This is a genomic window from Caulobacter sp. Root487D2Y, assembly GCF_001427165.1.
Taxonomy (GTDB): domain Bacteria; phylum Pseudomonadota; class Alphaproteobacteria; order Caulobacterales; family Caulobacteraceae; genus Caulobacter.
Genome location: NZ_LMFD01000003.1, coordinates 40,757 through 61,113 on the forward strand (window position 1 = coordinate 40,757; position 20,357 = coordinate 61,113).

Sequence of the window (20,357 nt, forward strand, 5' to 3'; positions counted from 1 at the left end):
CCTACCGCCGCCCCTGCTTCACCTTCCGCTTCTTGCGGGTCTTGGCGTCGATCTCGTCGGGCAGGCCGTGCCTGGACTCGATGTCCTTCTGCAGGGCCTTGGCGGCCATCAGGTGGCCGGGGAACAGGGTGTCGACGGCCCAGCCCAGCACCGGCACGGTGTCGGACAGGTTGTCGGCGGCCAGATAGGCGGCCATCCGCGCCAGGGTCGCTCCGGAGGCCCCGGCCTGCATGGCGTGGTACAGCAGCACCCCGCCGGCCCCCAGGCCATAGGCCAGGCCCACGCCCGGCACCCAGGCCAGCACGCCGTCCAGACCGATGCCGAACGGCCCTATGCCGATCAGCCGGTCGGAGAGCCGCTTGATGGTCTCGGCGTGGCGCCAGGCCTGGTGCGCCTTGTGGCGATGGCTGGAATGCCCTTCGTCGACGACGTAGCCCTCGACGGTCTGCGCGGTGCGTTCGGTCATGCCAGGGTCAACGCGCCTCCGCCCCAATGGTTGTCTTCAGCCTTACGTCGGTTGTTTCGATAACCGGCCGCCGTTCTTCGGGACAACGCCTAGCCCAGAAAGACGACCCGCCGCTTTTCCTTGCCGGCCCGGATGCGCTCCAGCAGGTCGCGGTACTCGGCGGTGCCCTGCACCTCCTTGCGCGTGCCCTCGAAATAGATCGTGTCGTCCATGTGGTTGGTCAGCATGTCGGCCGACCACTTGTGGCCGGTGAACAGCATGTCGGCCACCTTGCCCACGCCCGGCACGGCGCCGGCCACGGTGTCGACCAAGATGATGGCCATGATCTGCACGACGATCATCGGCGCCGAGCGCGCGCGGACGGCGTCCCAGACGATCAGCCCGCCGGCCCCCAGGCTGTAGAGCTCGCCCGCCCCCGGAATCCAGGTCAACAGGCCGTCCAGACCGATGCCCAGCGGACCCACGCCGACCACGTTGTCCGACAGCTTCTTCACCCGCGCGACGTTGTTGCGGATGTTGTGCAAGTCGAGATGCGATTTGGCGAAGATCACCCGGCGGCCCCCAGAAACGGTACGGCTTCAATCTGCCTTAACCATGGGCGCGCAGGAAGTGGCTACGGCGCAGTTTCGCGTGTTACGCGAAAGCGGTCCGCAAATCGCTCGCGCCTTGAGGGAGCCCCTCGCGAAGACGGCCGTTTGTGCTTAAGTTAATGGCCGGCGCCGACATGGCGAAGGCTGGCGCGGCTGACGAGGACCTGTCGATGCTGATCTCGACCACCCCCTTCATCGAAGGACGGCCGGTCCAGGACTACAAGGGCGCGATCTACGCCCAGTCGATCCTTGGCGCGAACGTGGTCCTCGACCTGATGGCCGCCATCCGCGACTTCATCGGCGGCCACTCCAAGTCCTACGAACGGGTCCTGGCCCGGGCCCGCGAGGACGCGATGAAGAACCTGGTCAAGGAAGCCGAGAAGCTGGGCGCCAACGCGATCGTGGCGGTCGATCTCGACTACAACACCGTGGGCCCGCACGGCTCGATGATGATGGTTTCGGTTTCCGGGACCGCGGTCGTCCTCTAGAGCCGAAATCCTCGTCCCCCAAACGTCTTTGGCGACAAGCTCAGGATGAGGATTTCTACTGAAGGGCCTTGCCAACAGCCCTCATCCTGAGCTTGTCGAAGGACGAGGGCGGCCCCACGGTCGTCACCCCTGTTTCGGCAACGCCTTGAATTCACCGATCGACATCGCCGACCTCGAAACCCGCCTGGTCGCCGGCGACCGCGCCGCCCTGGCCCGCGCCATCACCCTGGTCGAGAGCCGTCGCCGCGATCACCAGAAGGCCGCCCGCGCCCTGTTGGAGCGGCTGATGCCGCGCACCGGCGGCGCTCAGCGGATCGGGATCACCGGCGTGCCGGGGGCCGGCAAGTCGACCACCATCGAAGCCTTCGGCACGATGCTGACCGCCGCCGGCCATCGCGTGGCGGTGCTGGCGGTCGATCCGTCCTCGGGCCGCCACGGCGGCTCGATCCTCGGCGACAAGACCCGCATGGAGCGGCTCAGCGTCGATCCCAACGCCTATATCCGCCCCTCGCCGTCGGGCGGGGTGCTGGGCGGGGTGGCCCGCAAGACCCGCGAGGCCATGCTGCTGTGCGAGGCGGCCGGCTTCGACGTGATCATCGTCGAGACCGTGGGGGTGGGCCAGTCCGAGACCGTGGTGTCGGACATGGTCGACATCTTCCTGGCCCTGCTGATCCCGGGCGGCGGCGACGAGCTGCAGGGCATCAAGAAGGGGTTGATCGAGCTGGCCGACCTGCTGGTGATCAACAAGGCCGACGCCGATCCGGCCAAGGCCGAGCGCTCGGCCCGCGACTACCGCAACGCCCTGCACATCCTGACCCCCGCCTCGCCCGACTGGACGCCGCCGGTGCTGACCGCCTCGGGCCTGACCGGAGCCGGTCTCGACGGGCTGTGGACCCAGATCCGGCGTCACCGCGAGATCATGACCGCCAACGGCGCCCGCGCGGCGCGCCGCGCCGACCAGGACAGCCGCTGGATGTGGGCCATGGTTCAGGACCGGCTGGCCGAGGCCTTCCGCGAAGCGCCGGCCGTGGCGGCTATCACGACGGAGGTCGAACGCGCGGTGCGGGCCGGAGAACTGCCGGCTTCAGCGGCGGCCGACCGGCTGCTGGCGGCCTTCGGGCTTGAGTGACGCAGTGCGTCCTTCGAGGCCCGCTGCGCGGGCTCCTCAGGATGAGGAATTCAGAGCCAGCTCACTTCCCTCATCCTGAGGTGCGTAGCGAAGCGAAGCCTCGAAGGACGCACGGCCTCGCCGCCGGGTGATCTACGCGCCCGCCAGCCGCTTGGCCTGGGCGACCCAGGCGTCCCGCTCGGCGCGCCCCTTGAGGTTCAGCTTGGCGTCGAAGTCCGCCAGGTCTTGCGGTCCCCAGGCGGCGATCTCGGAAAAGCGGGTGACGCCCAGGTCGGCCAGCGAGGCGGCCAGCTTGGGGCCGATGCCGACCAGCTGGGTCAGGTCGTCGCCGACGGACTTGACCTGTTCGACGGCGGCTTCGACCACGGGTTCGGCCGCCGCCTTGACGGTTTCGGCTGTCTCGGTCGCCACGGTTTCGGCGGTGTCGAGCGTCTCGTGCACGGCCTCGGCGACGGTTTCGGTCACCGCGGTCGCGGCCGCCGTGACGGGCTCGGGCGTCTCCAGCTCGATCGGCGCCAGGATCAGGGCCTCGGTGACAGGATCGATCACCGCCTCGATGGCAGGTTCTGGGGCGGGTTCGGAGACGGGTTCCGGGGCGAGTTCGACGGGCGCGACGGGCTCCGACGTGGGCAAGGTCTTGGCCAGGGCCGGCGCCATCAGCGCCTCGACGTTGATCGCCTCGCGCCAGCGCGCCGACCACCACCACCAGGTCGCCCCGGCCATGGCCGCGCCGCCGAACATCAGCCACAACGGCGAAGCCGCGCCGGCCATCAGGTTCGGGCCCTTTTCGACGTCGATCTTGGGCATTTCGGGAAGGAACGACAGGGTCATGGTGGCCGAGCTCCAACAACCGTTTGTTGCAGTGCAGCATAACACGGTTTTCGACTTCGCGAGTCGCAAAATCGTGCGTTGGGCTCAAATCAGTCCGGTCGCGCCCAGCGCCAGGCCGGCGGCGACCACGACGCCCACCACCGCCAGGACCGGCGCGCGCAGGGCGAACACCAGGCCGCACGCCAGGGCGGTCAAGCAGGCCGCCGGCAGGTTGGCGCTGGCGAGGTCCGGCAGCTCGGCCCGCAGCGGTCCGCAGGCGTGGACCGCCCCGGCCCGGAACAGCAGGTGGATGGTGAACCACACGGCCAGATTGGCGATCACCCCGACGGCGGCGGCCGCCACCAGGGCCAGGGCGCGGGCCGGGCGGGGGCGCGACCGCAGACGCTCGAAGAACGGTCCGCCGGCGAAGATCCACAGGAACGACGGCGCGAAGGTGGTCCAGGCGGCCATCAGCCCTCCCGCCAGGGCGGCGGCCCAAGCCCACTCCGGCGGCGCGCTCTGATAGGCGCCGACGAAGCCGACGAAGACCAGAACCAGCACCAGCGGTCCCGGGGTGGTCTCGGCCAGGCCCAGCCCGTCCAGCATCTGGCCCGGCGCCAGCCAGCCCAACGTGCTCGCCGCCTGGCCGACATAGGCCAGGGCCGCATAGGCGCCGCCGAAGCTGACCACCGCCAGGACGCTGAACACCCCGCCCATCCTGGCCAGGGTCGATCCCGGCGAGACGGCCAGGGCCAGCAGCACCGGCGCCAGCCAGACGGCGAGGCAGACCAGGGCCGGGCGCCAGGGGGTCCGCGCGCTCGCCTCGGGCGGTTGAGCGGCGACCACGCCGCCGCCCAGCGCCCAGCCGACCGCGCCGGCCGCCAGGATGATCAGCGGAAACGGCAACACGGTGAAGGTCAGGGCGGCGAAGGCCAAGCCGGCGGCCCACCAGCCGGCCACGCCCTTGATCGCCCGACCGCCCATGCGGAGCAGGGCCTGCAGCACCAGGGCGACCACCGCCGCCTTCAAGCCCAGCAGGGCCGGCCCCGCCCAGGCCGCGCGGCCGTGCGCGACGTACAGCGCCGACAGTCCCAGCATCACCGCCAGGCCCGGCAGCACGAACAGCAGCCCCGCCGCGATCCCGCCCCGCACGCCGTGCAGCCGCCAGCCCAGCCAGGTGGCCAGCTGCTGAGCCTCCGGGCCCGGCAGCAGCATGCAGAAGCTCAGGGCGTGGGCGAAGCGCTCCTCGTCGATCCAGGCGCGCCGTTCGACCACCTCGCGGTGCAGCAGGGCGATCTGACCGGCCGGACCGCCGAAGCCCAGGCATCCGACCTTGAGCCAGACCCAGAACGCCTCTCGGAAGCTGGGCCGGCCCACGGTCACGCGCGCCAGATCCGCGCCTTGGCTCCGGTCTCGCCGAGATGGTCGGCCAGCCAGGTGGTGATTTCGGCGATCGCGCCTTCGGCGGACTTGGGCGCCCCGACCATGACCATCGCGCAGCCGTTCATCTTCATCGGATCCGTCAGCGGCCTCAGGCGCAGTTCCGCAGCTAGCGCATCGTTCGTGACGGTTTCCATCGCCCGCATGAAGGCGTCGAAGGTTTCCAGGTCCTTCAGCGGCATCCAGGCGGCGATGACCGCGTCCTTGTCCCTGGCCAGCACCGCCTTGGTCGTGGCGACGATCTGGGCGTAGTCGTCGCTGCGCTCGAACGGCGGGTCGATCAGCACGAACGTCCGCCCCCCCTTCCCCGCCCGCGCGGTGGCCGTGGCGTAGCCGTCGTCCTTGATCACCTGGGCGAAGGCGTAGGGCGCCAGCGTCCTGCGCAGACTGTCGAAGTCGTCGGGCCGCAGTTCGCAGGCGGTGTAGCGGTCGGTCTTGCGCAGATGCCCGGCGATCAGCAGCGGCGAACCCGGATACAGCGAGCCCGCGCCGCCGCCGTTCAAGGCCCTCACCGCCGTGACCAGGGGCGCGAACACCGCTGGAACGTCGGTCATTTCCAGCAGCCGCCCGATCCCCGCCGCCGCCTCGCCCGAGCGCTGGGCCATGTCGCCGCCCAGGTCGTAGGCCCCGGCGCCGGCATGGGTGTCGATCACCGACAGCGGCGTCTCGTCGGCCGTCAGGGCCTTCAGCAAAGCCAGCAGGATCGCGTGCTTCTGCAGGTCGGCGAAGTTGCCGGCGTGGAAGGCGTGTCGGTAGTTCATGTCTGGCGCGTCGCTCCCGGAACCGGCGCTCCGTCTATCACGTTGCCAGAGAAACTTGGGGCGCAGATTAGGGTTGGGAGCGAGCAATGGCCCAGGAATACCCGGCAAGCGACCGCCGCCGCCTCGTCGAGCGGTGATCGCCATGCCCCGCGACACGCTGCAAACCACATCCGCCGAACGGACGCTGCTGGCCTATGTCAACGACCAGGAGCAAGGCATCCGCCGCCTGCGTCACGGCAAGGGCTTCTCCTATGTCGACGAGGACGGCCGCCCGGTGAAGGACGAGTCGACTCTCGCGCGCATCAAGGCCCTGGTCATTCCGCCGGCCTGGACCTGCGTCTGGATCTGCCCCGATCCCAACGGCCACATCCAGGCGGTCGGCCGCGACCAGAAGAACCGCAAGCAGTATCGCTACCACCCCGACTGGCGCGCCGATCGCGACGCGCGCAAGTACGACCGCATGGCCGCGTTCGGCCGCGCCCTGCCCCGGCTGCGCCGGCGCGTGGCCGCCGATCTGTCGCGCCGGGGCCTGCCGCGCGAGAAGGTTCTGGCCGCCGTGGTCAGCCTGCTGGAGCTGACCCTGATCCGGGTCGGCAACGACGAATACGCCAAGACCAACAAGAGCTTCGGCCTGACGACCCTGCAAAAGCGCCACCTGAAGCTGGCCGGCGGCGGGGCGGTGTTCGAGTTCAAGGGCAAGAGCGGCAAGATGCACAGGACCGGCTTTCGCGACCGTCGCCTGGCCCGAATCGTCGCCGCCTGCCAGGACCTGCGCGGCCAGCGCCTGTTCCAGTACCTCGACGAGGACGGCCAGCGGCGCGCCGTCGAGAGCAGCGACGTCAACGACTACATCCGCGCGGCCTGCGGCGACGACTTCTCGGCCAAGGATTTCCGCACCTGGTACGGCTCGCTGGCGGCGCTGGAAGCCCTCAGCATGAGCCCCAAGCCGGAGACAAAGACCGAGGCCCGGCGCACGCTGAACACCTGCGTCAAGGCGGTGGCCGGCCTGTTGGGCAACACCCCCGCCGTCTGCCGCGCGGCCTATATCCATCCCAAGGTGCTGGAGGCCTTCGAGACCAGCCGACTGCCCAGGCGGCGAGCTTCGTCGCCCAGGGCCAGGGAGCTGGCCCTGCTGAAGCTGGTGGCGGCCTAGGGCTGATCGGCATTCGGCTTCGGAAGCGAAACCTCGTCCTTCGACAGGCTCAGGATGAGGTTTCCTACTGCTACCGCCTGCTCTTGGTCCTCATCCTGAGCTTGTCGAAGGACGAGGACCACGCACCGCGCTTGGATGTCGATCAGACCTTGGATCCTTCCGCCAAGCGGGCGGCCTTTTCCAGAAGATAGCGCTGCTCGGGCGCGCTGGCCGTCAGCGCGGCGGCCGCCCGATAGGCCGCGATTGCCTCGTCCCTGTCCCCGGCCATCTCCAGCAGATGGGCCCGCACCGCCGCCAGCCGGTGATGGCCGACCAGGCGCTTGTCGCCTTCGAGCTCGGCCAGTCGGCGCAGGCCGACACGGGGCCCTTGCGCCATGGCCAGGGCCACGGCGTGGTTCAGCCGAACCATCGGATTGTCGGCCATCCGCTCCAGCAGGCCATACAGCGCCAGGATCTGCGGCCAGTCGGTGTCCTCGGCCCGGGCGGCCTCGTCGTGGACCGCGGCGATGGCCGCCTGCAGTTGGTAGGGCCCGACCGCGCCGCGAGCCAGACTGGCCTCGACCAGGGCCACGCCCTCCGCGATCGCCGCCGCGTCCCAAAGCCCGCGATCCTGGGCGGCGAGCGGGATCAGCTCGCCGTCCGGACCGGTCCGCGCCGGTCGCCGGGCGTCGGTCAGCAGCATCAGGGCCAGCAGGCCCGCCACCTCGCCGTCGTCCGGCAGCAGGGCCCGGACGGCGCGCGCCAGCCGGATCGCCTCGAGCGCCAGGTCGGCGCGCTGCAGATCCGGACCGGCGCTGGCGGCGTAGCCTTCGTTGAAGATCAGATACAGCACGTGCAGCACCGAGCGCAGCCGATCGGCCCGCTCGGCGGCGTCGGGGGCCTCGAACGGCACGCCCGAGCCCCGGATGCTCTGCTTGGCCCGGCTGATCCGCTGGCCCATCGTCGCCTCGGGCACGAGAAAGGCGTTGGCGATCTCGGCCGTGGTCAGGCCGCCGACGGCCCGCAGGGTCAGGGCGATGGCCGATGACGAGGTCAGGGCCGGATGGCAGCACATGAACAGCAGGTTCAGCGTGTCGTCGCGCCCGGCCAGGGCGTCCAGGTCGTCGGCCGGCGGGAAGACGACCGCAATGTCGTCCTCGGCCGCCACCGTCTCGCGTCGCCGCCGGGCGACCTCGCGGCGGATCTGGTCGATCATCCGGCGCGAGGCGACCTGGACCAGCCAGCCGCCAGGATTGCTCGGCACGCCGCTCTCGGGCCATTGGCGGGCGGCGGCCAGCAAGGCCTCCTGCACCGCGTCCTCGCCGGCGGCGAAGTCGCGGTGGCGCCGGACCACGGCCGACAGAACCCGCGGCGCCAGGTCGCGCAACAGGTCCGTCGTCTGACGATCCAGCGCCGTCGTGGTCACATCTCCTCGCCGCTGGGCGACATCACCCGCCGCACCTCGACCGGGAAGTTCAGCGGCTTGCCGCCAGGCCCGGGGCCTTCCGACCAGCGCGAGGCGATGTAGTAGGCGCGTTCAGGCGTCTCGACGTCCACGATCACGTAGCCGGCCAGGAACTCCTTGGTCTCCGGAAACGGACCGTCGGTCACCTCGGGTTCCTCGCCCTGACGGGCCCGCACGAACCGCGCGTCCTCGGGAGGCAGCAGGCCGTGGGTCACGACCATCTCGCCCGAGGTGATGAATTCCTCGCGGAATTTGCGCAGGTGCTCCATGTGAACCTGGATGTCCTGGGCGGGCCAGTTGCTGATCATGTCGGTCCTCCACTCGGACAGGGGAAACTGCATCATCAGGATGTACTTCATCATCGGTCCCTTCGGTTGGAGCGCCGTCCTCCCGGCGCTTTCGAGGGCAAGTCGGAGCCGTCCGGCCATTCTCGACATGGCCTCGCGGACTTTTCGAGCCCCGTCGTTTCCGAGCCGCTTCCCGCCGGATTTCAGGTCCGACCGGCCTCGTGCGCCTTCAAAGCCGTTCGCAACTCCTCGACCATCATCTCGCGCAGGCCCGGCGGCGAGACGATCTCGACCGCGTCGCCCCAGGTGAACAGGTGCCAGGACAGCTCCAGCATGCCGCTGGCCCGGAAGGTCACGGTCACCGAGCCGTCCGGTTCCTGGGTCACGGTCTGGTTGGGATGGAAGCGCCAGCGCAGGGCGTCGTCGGCGCGCGCCGGTCCGACGCGCAGCACCACGTCCTCGATCGGGCCGTGATAGATGCCGAAGCTCTCGTCGGCGAAGGCCTGCAGCGAGAAGTTCTCCGGCGGCGGAGCCGGCTCGTCCAGCGCCGTGACGGCCTGCATGCGATCCAGGCGGAAGGTGCGCGGGCGAGGGTCCTTGCCTTCGGTCGCCACCAGGTAATTGCTGTGGCCGAACAGGATGCCCAGGGGCGTCACCTTGCGGGTCCGGCCCGGCGCGCTGCCGCCCTCGTAGCGGAACGACAGGGCCTGCAGCCCCTTCACGGCCGTGCGGATGGCCGTCAGCACCTGTTCGCTCTCGAACGGACGGGGACCGGGATGGACCGCGATGGTCTCGGCCTGGACCAGGGCCTCGACGTCCGGCGCCACCTTGCGCCGCGCCGCGCCGCGCAGGGCCGACAGCAGCTTGCGCTCCAGGGCGTACAGCGCCGCCGCCCGGCCCTCGGCCCCGCCGGCGGCATAGTTGTCGGCCGCGGTGCGCAGGGCCGCCAGTTCCTCGGCGGTCGGGGTCTGGAACAGGCTGTCCAGGCCGGAAGGGATGCGGAAGCGCTTGGTCGGCGGATCCTCGATCGCCTCCATCTGCGGGAACGCGGCCCAGACCGCGTCGCGCATCCGCTCGGCCGTGCGCCGGCCCACCTCCATGGCGCGGGCCATCTCGTCCAGCGTCATGCCCTCGGACGATCCGGCCAGCATCCGGGCCAGATCCAGCAGTCGGGTCGCCTTGTCGTGTCGCATGGCGAACCTATACGACCGTTTTTGACGCAGTACACCCGCAAAAGGGAGCCTGAAGAAACCCGCCGGGCAGAAGGCCCGATCTGGAGCCCTCGCATGAACCGCCTTCTCGCCCAGGCCCATCTTCCCGCCAAGGATTGGCATGCCGCCCCCGTCAACGCCGCCATGATCTCGGCCGTGCTCGACTTCGCCGACATTCACCGCGATCTCGGCGGCGGGCGCACCCTGCTGCGGCTGAGCCCGGAGCGGGTGCTGCGGGCCGACATCATCCTGCTGCTCGGCCGCGACGCCGAACGCGCCGCCGACATCGGCCTGGTCTGGAACGACCGCGAGGATCAGATCGTCCGGATCATCGACGACGCGGCCTTGCGCGCCTCCCGGCAGGCGGCCTGGGAAGAGGCTTTCGACCTTTTCGACGCCGACGACCGCGACGTGGCGCCGCACCGTCTGTGCGCCTGACGACGGAAGCCGGACATTTGGTCGCGGGCGCGATCGGCCCCGCCAGGCGGGGCGGCGACTTCTCCCCCTGTATTTACAAGCTTTCGGAAGATACTGCGTCAGATCGACGCACCATGGCAACGCCGACAACATGACGCAGCATAATTTGCCTACCTCATAGCTTTGACCGCGAACAATATTCCTGATTCATCCATTTTTTACGCCGCGACGACACCCTGGTGACGAGCAAAACGCTCCCGGCAGTCAAAATGACGTCGGACACCTTGAATAGGAACACGTCGGATGCCGCTGAATAGCGTCAACACCAACGCGGGCGCGATGATCGCCCTGCAAAACCTGAACTCGACCAACAGCGAACTTCAGGTCACGCAACAACGCATCAACACCGGCAAGAAGGTCGCCAACTCCAAGGACAACGGCGCGATCTGGGCGATGGCCAAGGTCCAATCGACCACCGCCGGCTCGCTGAACGCCGTGAAGGACTCGCTGCAACGCGGCCAGTCGACCATCGACGTGGCCCTGGCCGCCGGCGACACCGTCACCGACCTGCTGGGCAAGATGAAGGAAAAGGCTCTGGCCGCTTCCGACACCTCGCTGAACACCGCCTCGTTCAACGCCCTGGTTTCGGACTTCACCTCGCTGCGCGACCAGATCACCAAGGCCGTCACCAACGCCAAGTTCAACGGCGTCTCGATCGCCGACGGCTCGACCACCAAGCTGGCCTTCCTGGCCAACTCGGACGGNCGACCAGATCACCAAGGCCGTCACCAACGCCAAGTTCAACGGCGTCTCGATCGCCGACGGCTCGACCACCAAGCTGGCCTTCCTGGCCAACTCGGACGGYTCGCAGTTCACCGTCAGCGCCAAGACCATCTCGCTGGTCGGCCTGGGCCTGACCGCCACGTCGTCGTTCACCGACGCGTCCACGGCCAAGACGATGATCGGCACGATCGACAAGGCCATGGGCACGGCGACCAACAAGCTGGCCTCGCTGGGCACCAGCTCGACCGGCCTGGACACCCACCTGACCTTCGTCGGCAAGCTGCAAGACAGCCTCGACGCCGGCGTGGGCAACCTGGTCGACGCCNTCGCTGGGCACCAGCTCGACCGGCCTGGACACCCACCTGACCTTCGTCGGCAAGCTGCAAGACAGCCTCGACGCCGGCGTGGGCAACCTGGTCGACGCCGACCTGGCCAAGGAAAGCGCCAAGCTGCAGTCGCTGCAAACCAAGCAGCAGCTGGGCGTGCAGGCGCTGTCGATCGCCAACCAGTCGACCCAGTCGGTCCTCAGCCTGTTCCGCTAAACGGTTTGGTCTGCAAGTTCAGCACCTTGAAGGGCGGGTCTTCGGACCCGCCCTTTTTCTTTGTGCGCTCGGCCCGACTAGACTCGCCCCACGACGGACCGCCCTCCACCAGATGTTGTATTTCAAGGACCAGTCGGCCAGGCAACAGAGTCAACGACAGATTAAGATCCGGCCGTGGGACTCTCGATCAAAAGAACTCGATTCAGGACCGATGACTTCTCCGAATCGAGATGCTTAACGCGGCGTTGTCTATGCTGCGAAAATAACTGTGACACTTTCACATTATCGAAAGCACGACCGTGGACACTGGCGATGAGCAAAATGCTCCCGACCGTCAAAATGACGTCGGCCACCTTGAATGGGAACTCGCCGAAATGGCTCTGAACAGCATCAATACGAACTCGGGCGCGATGATCGCCCTGCAAAACCTGAACTCGACCAACAGCGAGCTTCAAGTCACGCAGCAACGCATCAACACCGGCAAGAAGGTCGGCAACGCCAAGGACAACGGCGCGATCTGGGCGATGGCCAAGAACCAGTCGTCGACCGCCAGCTCGCTGAACTCGGTGAAGGACTCGCTGCAACGCGGTCAGTCGACCATCGACGTGGCCCTGGCCGCCGGCGACACCGTCACCGACCTGCTGGGCAAGATGAAGGAAAAGGCCCTCGCCGCTTCCGACACCTCGCTGAACACCGCTTCGTTCAACGCCCTGAAGTCCGACTTCGACAGCCTGCGCGACCAGATCACCAAGGCCGTCACCAACGCCAAGTTCAACGGCGTCTCGATCGCCGACGGCTCGACCACCAAGCTGGCCTTCCTGGCCAACTCGGACGGTTCGCTTCGCTGGGCACCAGCTCGACCGGCCTGGACACCCACCTGACCTTCGTCGGCAAGCTGCAAGACAGCCTCGACGCCGGCGTGGGCAACCTGGTCGACGCCGACCTGGCCAAGGAAAGCGCCAAGCTGCAGTCGCTGCAAACCAAGCAGCAACTGGGCATCCAGGCGCTCTCGATCGCCAACCAGTCGACCGGTTCGATCCTGAGCCTGTTCCGTTAATCGGACCAAGCCAAGTTCAGTAGCGTTAGTAGCGTAAGAAGGGCGGGTCCTCGGACCCGCCCTTTTCTATTGGGGAGCCGCGCCCGGCAGGGCCTTGCCCATTCGCACCAGCGGCACCTCGACCCCGCTGGAGGTCGGGGCGGTGAACCGCTCGATCTCATGATAACCGCAGGCCCGGTACAGCGGCTCGCCCGCCAGGGTCCCCGCCAGCTCGCAGCGCGTGAACCCCTCCCCGGCGGCCGCGGCCTCGCAGGCGTCCAGGATCATCCGACCGACGCCCTTCCGGACGTGATCGGGGTGGGTGTACATCGCCCGCACCCTGGCCGCGTCGCGGGCCGGATCCAGCAGGGCCGCGTCGCGCCCGGCCGAATGGTCGCCGCCGAACAGGGTGGCCCGCCGGCTCCAGCCGCCGCAGCCGGCCACCGCGCCATCGTCCTCCACGACGAAATAGGTGCCGTCGACGATCAGCTGGCTGTCCAGTCCCATGATGTCGAAGGAGGCCGCCACCGCGTCCAGGGGCAGGAACGGCTTGAGCAGCTCGCCGATCGACGCGTTCATCAGGTCGCGCAGGACGGGCAGATCCTCGGGAACGGCGAGGCGAAGGGTCAAACTCACGGGCGGCTCCTTCCGGGCGCTCGGAGTTTGGCGGCCCGCCCCGCCCTCGCCAAGGCCGTCGGCCTAAGGAAACCAAGGTTTTCAGCGGCGCGCGAAAAATATCCATGACAACGTTGTCACGAACAGGCGGTTGCGCTATAGAGATCCCAGCCCTTCTGGGCGTTTCCTCCTATGCGACTTTCGGCCGTCTTCTCCTCCTGTAGAAGGCGGCCTTTTTTCTTTTGTCGCTAGGTCCGGCGGCCGATCCGGGCGAACGCCCCCACCGCCTCCGCCGCGAACATGCCGCTGCGCCAGGCGCTCTCGCGATCGGGGGCCTCGCCCTGGGCGGCGACGCGGGCGTCGAAATCCATCACCTGCCAGGTCCACTCGTCATTGCCGGCGTGGATCACCACGGCGTAGTCGCGCACCTGGATCTGGTCGAAAGGCATCGCTCGGCTCCCTGCTCTGCCGAACAGGTCTAGGCAGGCGCGGTCGCCGCATCGTGGCGGAGGTTTCCACGGGCGGCGGACGGACCGTGGAGTTTTCGTGCAGACCTCAGGCCGTGACGATCCGCCCCTCCTCGACCCGGACCGGCCAGGGCGACAGCCGCGCCCCGACGCACGGGCCGCCGACGCTGACTCCGGTCTCGGGTTCGAACAGCGCCCCATGCCAGGAGCAGGCGATCAGACTCCCGTCGTCGGTCAGGTAGCGGTCCAGCACCTGGGCCAGCGGCAGGCCGGCGTGCGGGCAGCGGTCGACATAGCCGAACACCGCCTCGCCCCGTCGCACCACGAAGCCGTGGAAGCGCTTGTCGCCGATCTGCAGCACGTAGTTCCGCGCCCCGGGATCGGCGATCTGATCGACCGGACCCAGCTTGACGCCCGCCGGCGTGGTCCAGGCCCGGCCGGCGGGCGCCGCTTCTGGCGCGACTTCCGGCGCGGCGTCTTCGCTCAAATGCGCTCGACCGTCTGCTCGATGGCGCCGAAGATCGAGTGGCCCTTGGCGTCATGCATCTCGATGCGGACCGTGTCGTCGCCCAGCAGGAACGGCGTCTTGGGATGGCCGGTCAGCAGGGTCTCGACCGTGCGGACCTCGGCCAGGCAGGAATAGCCGAGACCGCCGTCGGCCACCGGCTTGCCCGGGCCGCCGTCGGCGCCGCGGTTGCTGACCGTGCCCGACCCCACGATGGTGCCCGCCGACAGGGCGCGGGTCTTGGCGGCGTGGGCCACCAGGGTCCCGAAGTCGAAGGTCATGTCGACGCCGGCGTCGGCCTTGCCGAAATCCTCGCCGTTCAGGGTGACCAGCAGCGCGCCGTGCAGCTTGCCGTCCTTCCAGGCGTCGCCCAGCTGGGCCGGCGTCACGGCCACGGGCGAGAAGGCGCTGGCCGGTTTGGACTGGACGAAGCCGAAGCCCTTGGCCAGTTCCGCCGGGATCAGGCTGCGCAAGGAAACGTCGTTGCACAGCATGACCAGGCAGATGGCGGCCAAGGCCTCCTCGCGGGTCGCGCCCAGCGGCACGTCGCTGACGATCACGGCGACCTCGCCCTCCAGGTCGCAGCCCCAGGCGGAGTTGGCCAGCGGAATGGTGTCGCGCGGCCCCAGGAAGCCGTCCGAAGCGCCCTGGTACATCAACGGATCGGTCCAGAAGCTTTCGGGCATCTCGGCGCCGCGCGCCTGCCGAACCAGCTGCACGTGGTTCACATAGGCGCTGCCGTCGATCCACTGATAGGCGCGGGGCAAGGGACTGGCGGCCTCGTGCTCGTGGAAGCGTTCCTGGGGCACGCCGCCGTGCTCGAGGCTCTCGGCCAAGGCCCGCAGCATCGGTTCGCAGCGTTCCCAATCGTCGAGGGCGGCTTGCAGGGTCGGGGCGATCGTTCCGGCGTCGGTGAACCAGGCCAAGTCGTTGGAGACCACCACCAGCCGGCCGTCGCGGCCGCCCTTCAGAGACGCGAGCTTCATGGGCGCTTCCTCTTTGCTTCGTTGTTCTCAGGGCAGGCTTGCTTTGCCTAAGGCAGTTTGGCCTTGGGAAAGCCCGTCCAGCATGCGTCATAGTCGGCCTGAAGCGCCGAAGTCTCCAGAGCGTATTTCGTAGGGCGGATCACCCAGCGGCTCTCGAACATGAAGGCCATGGTTCCGTCGATCTTGTGGGGCTTCAACTCGACCCGCGTCGCCGCCTCGTGGCTGGCGACGTCGGGGCCGTGGTCGCTCATGGCGTTGTGCAGACTGGCCCCGCCGGGGCTGAAGCCGCCGGCCTTGGCGTCGTAGGCGCCGCGCACCAGTCCCATGAACTCGCTCATCACGTTGCGATGGAACCAGGGCGGGCGGAACGTGTGCTCGGCCACCATCCAGCGCGGCGGGAAGATCACGAAGTCGACATTGGCCGTGCCGGGGATCTCGCTGGGAGCGGTGAGCACGGTGAAGATCGACGGGTCGGGATGGTCGAAGCTGACCGTGTTGATCGTATTGAACCGCGCCAGGTCGTACTTGTAGGGCGCCAGGTTCCCGTGCCAGGCGACGACGTCCAGCGGGCTATGACCCCAGGTCCCCATCCACAGGCCGCCCTGGAACTTCTGGATCACCTGCGTCGGACACGCCAGGTCCTCGAAGGCGGCGACGGGCGAGAGGAAGTCGCGGCTGTTGGCCAGGCCGTTCGAGCCGATGGGCCCCAGGTCCGGCAGGCGGAAGGCCGCGCCGTAGCTTTCGCAGACATAGCCGCGCGCCGGGCCGGCGACCTCGACCCGGAAACGGACGCCGCGGGGGATCACGACGATCTCGCCCGGGGCGACGTCCAGGCGGCCGAACTCGGTGACCAGATGCAGGTCGCCCTGCTGGGGCACGATCAACAGCTCGCCGTCGGCGTTCTGGAACACCCGGTCGATCATCGAACGGTTGGCCAGATAAAGGTGGGCGGCCATGCCGGCCTGGGTCGCCACGTCGCCGTTGCCCCCCAGGGTGACCAGGCCGTCGACGAAGTCGGTGGGCTCGGCCGGGATTTCCAGCGGGTCCCAGCGCAGGCGGTTGGGCGTCGGGGCCGCGGCGTCGAACGGACCGCTCTTCAGGCGATCCTGGGCGTAGGGCGCATAGGGCCCATGGCCGGCGCTGGGCCGCAGACGGTAGAGCCAGCTTCTGCGGTTCTCGTGGCGCGGCGCGGTGAAGGCCGTGCCCGACAGCTGCTCGGCATAGAGGCCGAACGGCGGCGTCTGCGGCGAGTTCTGGCCCACCGGCAGGGCGCCGGGGACCGCCTCGCTGGAGAAGTGGTTGCCGAAGCCGGATTGGTGCTGGAGGTCCATGGTTGGGTCCCTGGCTCGTTCTCTCGGAAGCACCCTAACGCTGTCATCCCGGACAAGCGAAGCCCGATCCGGGACCGCCGGAAGCGCGGCGCTCGGGCGTCGGTCCCGGATCGGCGCGCTACGCGCTTGTCCGGGATGACAATCGTTATGGGATCAGGCCTCGACCGTGATCACGCCGCGACGGATCTGGTCCAGCTCGATGCTCTCGAATAGGGCCTGGAAGTTGCCGTTGCCGAAGCCTTCATTGCCCTTGCGCTGGATGATCTCGAAGAAGATCGGCCCGAACAGGTTCTCGGTGAAGATCTGCAGCAGCAGGCCTTCCTCGCCGACATTGCCGTCCAGCAGGATGCGGTTCTTGCGCAGCCGCTCGGTGTCCTCGCCGTGGCCGGGCACGCGCTTGTCGACCAGCTCGTAATAGGTCTCGATGGTGTCCTGCAGCTTGACGCCACGGGCCCGCAGCTTCTCGACGGTGTCGTAGATGTCGGGCGTGGTCAGGGCCAGGTGCTGGATGCCCTCGCCGTTGTACTGGCGGATGAACTCCTCGATCTGGCTCTGGTCGTCCTGGCTCTCGTTGAGCGGGATGCGGATGGCCTTGTCGGGGGCGATCATCGCCTGGCTGAACAGGCCGGTCGCCTGGCCCTTGATGTCGAAGTACTTCTGCTCCTCGAAGCCGAAGACGTCGCGATAGAAGGTCGACCAGGTGCGCATCTGGCCGCGTTTGACGTTGTGGGTCAGGTGGTCCAGCAGGTCGAGGCCGACGTTGTTGGCGGCTTCCGCCTCGGCCGCGCCGGGGACCGGGGCCCAGTCGGCGAACACCGCGTCGGGGCCGGCGACCAGGTACAGCATCGAACCGCCGATGCCTTCCAGCACCCGGGCGCCCTGGCCCAGCAGGGTCTTGGACGCGTCGGCCGCCACAGCCCCGCGCTTCAGCGCCTCGGCATAGGCCTGTTCCACATTCTCCACGGTGAAAGCCATGCCGTTGGCCGAGGGGCCGTGGGCGGCGCGGAACTCGGCGACCTGGCCGGTCGGCTCATCATTGACCAGCAGGTTGATGCGGCCCTGCTTGAAGCGGGTCACGGCCTTGGTCGGATGGGTCGAGGCGGCGACGAAGCCCAGTTGCTCGAACAGGGCCTTCATGGCGGCCGGTTCGGGGCTGGTGAACTCGACGAAGGCGAAGCCGTCGAGGCCCAGGGGGTTTTGAGCGTTGGTGGTCATGGGATGGCTCCAGCGAAGCGATCGTAGTGGAAAGGTGGTGCGCCCTCGTCCTTCGACAAGCTCAGGATGAGGTCGAATGTGACGGCGGGAGGAGCGGGCAAGACCCGCGACGGCTTGCAAGAACCCTCATCCCGAGCTTGTCGAAGGACGAGGTTTCCGGCACGGCCGACCTCCCTCACACGGCAAGAGCGGCCGGCAGGGCGGCGATCAGGCGGTCGTTGTCGGCGGGACGGCCGATGGTGATCCGGACCCAGCCGCCGGGCACCGGCGTGGGGCGCACGATAAGCCCATCCTGCAGCAAACGCATGGCGGTCGCTTCGGCGCCGGCCGGGCTGCGCAGGAAGACGAAGTTGGCGGCGCTGGCGGTGTGCTCCACGCCCATGGAGTCCAGCATGGCCTCGACCCGGCCGCGTTCGGCGATCGTCAGGGCGACGGTGCGCTCCAGATGCTCCACGTCGTTCCACGCCGCCAGGGCGGCGGCCTGGCTGATGGCGGTGACGTTGAACGGCGGACGGATGCGGTCCAGATAGCCGACCAGCTCGGCCGACGAGCAGATCCCGTAGCCCACCCGCATGCCGGCCAGGCCGTAGGCCTTGGAGAAGGTGCGGCCCGAAACCCAGGTCCCGCCCCAGGCCTTCAGCAGGTCGAAGGTGTCGAAATCCTCGTGATATTCGCGATAGGCCTCGTCGACGAAGACCACGGTCGAACGCGGGGTGACGGCCAGGATCTCGCCGATGTCGACGCCGCTCAGGGCGTTGCCGGTCGGGTTGTTGGGGGTGCACAGGACCAGCAGCTTGGGGCCCTTGGCCGCCTCGGCCTTGAAGGCCTCGACGTCCAGGCCGAAGCCGGGAAGACGCGGCACGTCGATGAAGGTCGCCTCGGCGCAGCGGCCGAAGATCTCGTAGGTCGGGAAGGTCGGCGAGCTCAGCAGGATGCTGTCGCCCGGGTGCAGCACGGCGCGGAACAGGTAGTCGATCAGGGCCTCGGAGCCCGGGGTCATGACGATGCGGGCCGGGTCAACCTTCAGCCGCTCGCCGATCGCGGCGCGCAGGGTCTCGCAATAGGGGTCGGGATAGATCTCGGGGCTGGCGAGCGCCGCCTGCACCGCTTCGGCGACCTTGGGGCTGCAGCCCAGCAGGTTCTCGTTGCTGGCCAGCTTGGACAGGTCGGCGCGGCCGGCCAGGCGACCGGCCTGCGCCAGGGTCATGCCGGCCTTGTAGGCGGTGACGCCTTCCAGGGCCGGGCGCACCGGCGAGACCACGGCGGGCGACAGGGACTTTTGATCGACAACCAGCATGCGCCGCGCTCCGGGAAGTGGGTACGCGCGGCAGGATAGGGCGTTGTCGGCGGTGGATCGTGGCGATGATGACCGAAGATTATCCACAAACGGTCATTTTCTGCCGCTTTGGATCATTTCATTGGATCTTTGAGACCGCTTCGCCGGGCCATGCCCTTGAACATGTCCCCAACGGACGAGGCCCCCGATCTGGACCACGCGAGCGCATGTCCCCGTCCGGATCACGCCGGCGGGCTGGGGAGGCGCGGAGCGGTCCGGGCCCAGCCCGGATGACCGTGGGTGTTGTGTATGCGTTTCGGCTAGACTTGACCGCTCCGCCGAACCGTTTTGACCAAGGGACGTCGATTGAGGGCCTGTTTCATCCCGATCGACGTTCCCCCTCGGACGGGCAGGATCAGGTCGCCGAACTCCCGGCCCCGTCGACCCCGGCTGTCTTGCGTTCGTCCATCCCGGGCCTTGGATCCTTCTGAGACCCGCCTCCCGACACGATCCGCCCGCCAGGCCAGCCCGGCCCCGCTCGGTTCGATCTCCATCGCCTGCTTGGGCCGGTACCAAGAGCCCTCCCCCGCGATGGGGACGGGTTTATTGTGCAGCGAGTTTGAGCACTGGCGGATCGGTGACGCTGATTATTTTGCAGAGCGTTGAAGTTGCTGGCGTTCTTCTAGCGGCTGACGGGGATGAACGCCGCTCGATCCCCCTAAACCACCGTCATCCCGGGCCTTGTGCCCGGGACCCCTGGTTCAGCTGACGGTGAAGCGAAATGGCGCGCCGGCGCGCCACACCTCCGCACCTGCGGCGGACAGAGGGGTCCCGGGCACAAGGCCCGGGATGACGGTTCCAAAAGGGGAAGGCCCTACCCCTTTAAACCTCCGCCCGCAGCGGCGAGGCCGCGCCTTGAAACCTTGGAGGCGAGCCTGCTCTGGCGTCTGGCCGTGTCAAGGACTGGCCTCCGGCCAGCCGCGTCGCGGCGGCGCGACGCGCCGTCCTTGACACGGCCAGACGCCAGAGCTCCGATCCACCAAGGCTTTAAGGCGCGGCCCCATCCGGGGCGGATGGGCGGTCGACCGGCGGCCCAACCCAAGGGGGGACGATGAAGGCCTATCTCGTGCTCGACCTGGAGGTCCACGACTTCGCCAGCTTCAGCCCGTACATCGCGGCGATCCCCGCGTACATCGCCCGGCACGGGGGGCGATACATCGTCCAAGGCGCCGAGCCGACCTACATCGAGGGCGACTGGAAGCCCCAGCGTCTGGTGATCATTGAGTTTCCCGACCGCGCGAACGCCGAGGCGTTTCTGGGCGATCCCGGCATCCAGGATCTGTTCAAGGTTCGACACGACACGACGACCAGCAAGCTCGTGCTCGCCGACGGATGCTCGTAGCCC

22 protein-coding genes and 3 pseudogenes are annotated in these 20,357 nt (G+C 68.4%); 10 read left to right on the plus strand and 15 right to left on the minus strand.

Annotation, left to right across the window (positions count from 1 at the left end; genetic code table 11):
- Nucleotide 1: 1 nt before the first annotated feature.
- Both ASD38_RS05970 and ASD38_RS05975 read right to left on the minus strand, forming a co-directional pair.
- Nucleotides 2-466 carry a DUF4112 domain-containing protein gene (locus ASD38_RS05970; RefSeq protein WP_056438588.1) on the minus strand — a complete coding sequence of 155 codons (465 nt, stop codon included), beginning with the start codon at nucleotides 464-466 and terminating at the stop codon, nucleotides 2-4.
- 89 nt (nucleotides 467-555) lie between these two features.
- Nucleotides 556-1,017 (minus strand): DUF4112 domain-containing protein, encoded by a 462-nt coding sequence (locus ASD38_RS05975; protein WP_056438591.1) that lies wholly within the window; start codon nucleotides 1,015-1,017, stop codon nucleotides 556-558.
- Between the two features lie 209 nt (nucleotides 1,018-1,226).
- Here ASD38_RS05975 and ASD38_RS05980 point away from each other — a divergent pair, with 209 nt between their 5' ends.
- From ASD38_RS05980 to meaB, 3 genes and pseudogenes are all read left to right on the plus strand, one after another.
- Nucleotides 1,227-1,544 (plus strand): heavy metal-binding domain-containing protein, encoded by a 318-nt coding sequence (locus tag ASD38_RS05980; protein ID WP_056438632.1) that lies wholly within the window; start codon nucleotides 1,227-1,229, stop codon nucleotides 1,542-1,544.
- 32 nt (nucleotides 1,545-1,576) lie between these two features.
- Nucleotides 1,577-1,656, plus strand: a pseudogene (locus ASD38_RS25055) (hypothetical protein); the annotation flags it as partial.
- Between the two features lie 33 nt (nucleotides 1,657-1,689).
- The gene (meaB, locus tag ASD38_RS05985) at nucleotides 1,690-2,673 is read left to right on the plus strand and encodes a methylmalonyl Co-A mutase-associated GTPase MeaB (RefSeq protein WP_056458542.1); all 984 of its coding nucleotides are present in this window, start codon (nucleotides 1,690-1,692) and stop codon (nucleotides 2,671-2,673) included.
- A 132-nt stretch (nucleotides 2,674-2,805) separates the two neighbouring features.
- On the opposite strand, the gene phaH is transcribed toward meaB, so the two are convergent.
- The 3 genes from phaH to rlmJ all read right to left on the minus strand — a co-directional run bounded on the left by phaH (nucleotide 2,806) and on the right by rlmJ (nucleotide 5,684).
- Nucleotides 2,806-3,504, minus strand: a complete 699-nt coding sequence (gene phaH, locus ASD38_RS05990) for a phasin PhaH (protein WP_056458544.1) — start codon at nucleotides 3,502-3,504, stop codon at nucleotides 2,806-2,808.
- An 84-nt stretch (nucleotides 3,505-3,588) separates the two neighbouring features.
- Complete coding sequence (gene chrA, locus ASD38_RS05995) at nucleotides 3,589-4,866, minus strand: chromate efflux transporter (protein WP_056458547.1); 1,278 nt, start codon at nucleotides 4,864-4,866, stop codon at nucleotides 3,589-3,591.
- Nucleotides 4,863-5,684, minus strand: coding sequence for a 23S rRNA (adenine(2030)-N(6))-methyltransferase RlmJ (gene rlmJ, locus ASD38_RS06000; protein ID WP_056458550.1), 822 nt, complete (start codon nucleotides 5,682-5,684; stop codon nucleotides 4,863-4,865). The genes chrA and rlmJ overlap by 4 nt, the downstream gene beginning before the upstream one ends.
- Nucleotides 5,685-5,826: 142 nt before the next feature.
- Here rlmJ and ASD38_RS06005 point away from each other — a divergent pair, with 142 nt between their 5' ends.
- Nucleotides 5,827-6,837, plus strand: a complete 1,011-nt coding sequence (locus ASD38_RS06005) for a DNA topoisomerase IB (RefSeq protein WP_056458703.1) — start codon at nucleotides 5,827-5,829, stop codon at nucleotides 6,835-6,837.
- Between the two features lie 142 nt (nucleotides 6,838-6,979).
- Here ASD38_RS06005 and ASD38_RS06010 read toward each other — a convergent pair whose 3' ends face one another.
- From ASD38_RS06010 to ASD38_RS06020, 3 genes are all read right to left on the minus strand, one after another.
- Nucleotides 6,980-8,242: an RNA polymerase sigma factor gene (locus ASD38_RS06010; RefSeq protein ID WP_082554653.1), complete on the minus strand. Its 1,263-nt coding sequence runs from the start codon at nucleotides 8,240-8,242 to the stop codon at nucleotides 6,980-6,982.
- Nucleotides 8,239-8,643 (minus strand): YciI family protein, encoded by a 405-nt coding sequence (locus ASD38_RS06015; protein WP_235523772.1) that lies wholly within the window; start codon nucleotides 8,641-8,643, stop codon nucleotides 8,239-8,241. Before ASD38_RS06015 ends, ASD38_RS06010 begins: the two co-directional genes overlap by 4 nt.
- Before the next feature lie 128 nt (nucleotides 8,644-8,771).
- Nucleotides 8,772-9,761: a helix-turn-helix transcriptional regulator gene (locus ASD38_RS06020; protein WP_056458552.1), complete on the minus strand. Its 990-nt coding sequence runs from the start codon at nucleotides 9,759-9,761 to the stop codon at nucleotides 8,772-8,774.
- A 93-nt stretch (nucleotides 9,762-9,854) separates the two neighbouring features.
- On the opposite strand from ASD38_RS06020, the gene ASD38_RS06025 reads away from it, so the two are divergent.
- From ASD38_RS06025 to ASD38_RS06035, 5 genes and pseudogenes are all read left to right on the plus strand, one after another.
- Entirely contained in the window at nucleotides 9,855-10,217 is a 363-nt protein-coding gene (locus tag ASD38_RS06025; protein WP_056458555.1) for a hypothetical protein, read from the plus strand.
- A 282-nt stretch (nucleotides 10,218-10,499) separates the two neighbouring features.
- Nucleotides 10,500-10,960 (plus strand): flagellin (locus ASD38_RS24485; protein ID WP_327020093.1); only part of this gene is annotated, 461 nt, incomplete at its 3' end.
- 1 nt (nucleotide 10,961) lies between these two features.
- A pseudogene (locus ASD38_RS24490) lies at nucleotides 10,962-11,304 on the plus strand (flagellin); the annotation flags it as partial.
- A 55-nt stretch (nucleotides 11,305-11,359) separates the two neighbouring features.
- Nucleotides 11,360-11,521 (plus strand): flagellin, encoded by a 162-nt coding sequence (locus ASD38_RS24495; protein ID WP_442857016.1) that lies wholly within the window; start codon nucleotides 11,360-11,362, stop codon nucleotides 11,519-11,521.
- A gap of 374 nt (nucleotides 11,522-11,895) precedes the next feature.
- Nucleotides 11,896-12,578: pseudogene (locus ASD38_RS06035) on the plus strand (flagellin).
- Nucleotides 12,579-12,644: 66 nt separating this feature from the next.
- Here the strand turns inward: ASD38_RS06035 and ASD38_RS06040 are convergent.
- From ASD38_RS06040 to ASD38_RS06070, 7 genes are all read right to left on the minus strand, one after another.
- Nucleotides 12,645-13,193, minus strand: coding sequence for a GNAT family N-acetyltransferase (locus tag ASD38_RS06040; RefSeq protein WP_056458557.1), 549 nt, complete (start codon nucleotides 13,191-13,193; stop codon nucleotides 12,645-12,647).
- Nucleotides 13,194-13,420: 227 nt separating this feature from the next.
- Nucleotides 13,421-13,621 (minus strand): hypothetical protein, encoded by a 201-nt coding sequence (locus ASD38_RS06045; protein WP_056437884.1) that lies wholly within the window; start codon nucleotides 13,619-13,621, stop codon nucleotides 13,421-13,423.
- A 106-nt stretch (nucleotides 13,622-13,727) separates the two neighbouring features.
- Nucleotides 13,728-14,126, minus strand: coding sequence for a Rieske (2Fe-2S) protein (locus tag ASD38_RS06050; protein ID WP_056458559.1), 399 nt, complete (start codon nucleotides 14,124-14,126; stop codon nucleotides 13,728-13,730).
- On the minus strand, nucleotides 14,123-15,130 hold the full coding sequence (locus ASD38_RS06055; protein ID WP_056437890.1) for a fumarylacetoacetate hydrolase family protein: 1,008 nt from the start codon (nucleotides 15,128-15,130) through the stop codon (nucleotides 14,123-14,125). Before ASD38_RS06055 ends, ASD38_RS06050 begins: the two co-directional genes overlap by 4 nt.
- A 47-nt stretch (nucleotides 15,131-15,177) precedes the next feature.
- The gene (gene hmgA / locus ASD38_RS06060; RefSeq protein WP_056437891.1) at nucleotides 15,178-16,461 is read right to left on the minus strand and encodes a homogentisate 1,2-dioxygenase; all 1,284 of its coding nucleotides are present in this window, start codon (nucleotides 16,459-16,461) and stop codon (nucleotides 15,178-15,180) included.
- A gap of 153 nt (nucleotides 16,462-16,614) precedes the next feature.
- A complete protein-coding gene (gene hppD, locus ASD38_RS06065; RefSeq protein ID WP_056458562.1) occupies nucleotides 16,615-17,676 on the minus strand; it encodes a 4-hydroxyphenylpyruvate dioxygenase in 1,062 nt (353 codons plus the stop codon).
- A gap of 175 nt (nucleotides 17,677-17,851) precedes the next feature.
- The gene (locus tag ASD38_RS06070; RefSeq protein ID WP_056458565.1) at nucleotides 17,852-18,973 is read right to left on the minus strand and encodes a pyridoxal phosphate-dependent aminotransferase; all 1,122 of its coding nucleotides are present in this window, start codon (nucleotides 18,971-18,973) and stop codon (nucleotides 17,852-17,854) included.
- Nucleotides 18,974-20,063: 1,090 nt separating this feature from the next.
- Here ASD38_RS06070 and ASD38_RS06075 point away from each other — a divergent pair.
- The gene (locus tag ASD38_RS06075; RefSeq protein WP_056458568.1) at nucleotides 20,064-20,354 is read left to right on the plus strand and encodes a DUF1330 domain-containing protein; all 291 of its coding nucleotides are present in this window, start codon (nucleotides 20,064-20,066) and stop codon (nucleotides 20,352-20,354) included.
- Nucleotides 20,355-20,357: the final 3 nt, after the last annotated feature.

Coding starts and splice junctions, on each gene's coding strand:
- ASD38_RS06025 (WP_056458555.1), top strand. CDS start 9,855: ATGAACCGCCTTCTCGCCCAGGCCCATCTTCCCGCCAAGGATTGGCAT.
- ASD38_RS05970 (WP_056438588.1), bottom strand. CDS start 466: ATGACCGAACGCACCGCGCAGACCGTCGAGGGCTACGTCGTCGACGAA.
- hmgA (WP_056437891.1), bottom strand. CDS start 16,461: ATGGACCTCCAGCACCAATCCGGCTTCGGCAACCACTTCTCCAGCGAG.
- phaH (WP_056458544.1), bottom strand. CDS start 3,504: ATGACCCTGTCGTTCCTTCCCGAAATGCCCAAGATCGACGTCGAAAAG.
- ASD38_RS06075 (WP_056458568.1), top strand. CDS start 20,064: ATGAAGGCCTATCTCGTGCTCGACCTGGAGGTCCACGACTTCGCCAGC.
- ASD38_RS06045 (WP_056437884.1), bottom strand. CDS start 13,621: ATGCCTTTCGACCAGATCCAGGTGCGCGACTACGCCGTGGTGATCCAC.
- ASD38_RS05980 (WP_056438632.1), top strand. CDS start 1,227: ATGCTGATCTCGACCACCCCCTTCATCGAAGGACGGCCGGTCCAGGAC.
- rlmJ (WP_056458550.1), bottom strand. CDS start 5,684: ATGAACTACCGACACGCCTTCCACGCCGGCAACTTCGCCGACCTGCAG.
- ASD38_RS06020 (WP_056458552.1), bottom strand. CDS start 9,761: ATGCGACACGACAAGGCGACCCGACTGCTGGATCTGGCCCGGATGCTG.
- hppD (WP_056458562.1), bottom strand. CDS start 17,676: ATGACCACCAACGCTCAAAACCCCCTGGGCCTCGACGGCTTCGCCTTC.
- ASD38_RS06070 (WP_056458565.1), bottom strand. CDS start 18,973: ATGCTGGTTGTCGATCAAAAGTCCCTGTCGCCCGCCGTGGTCTCGCCG.
- ASD38_RS06015 (WP_235523772.1), bottom strand. CDS start 8,643: ATGATGAAGTACATCCTGATGATGCAGTTTCCCCTGTCCGAGTGGAGG.
- ASD38_RS06005 (WP_056458703.1), top strand. CDS start 5,827: ATGCCCCGCGACACGCTGCAAACCACATCCGCCGAACGGACGCTGCTG.
- ASD38_RS06055 (WP_056437890.1), bottom strand. CDS start 15,130: ATGAAGCTCGCGTCTCTGAAGGGCGGCCGCGACGGCCGGCTGGTGGTG.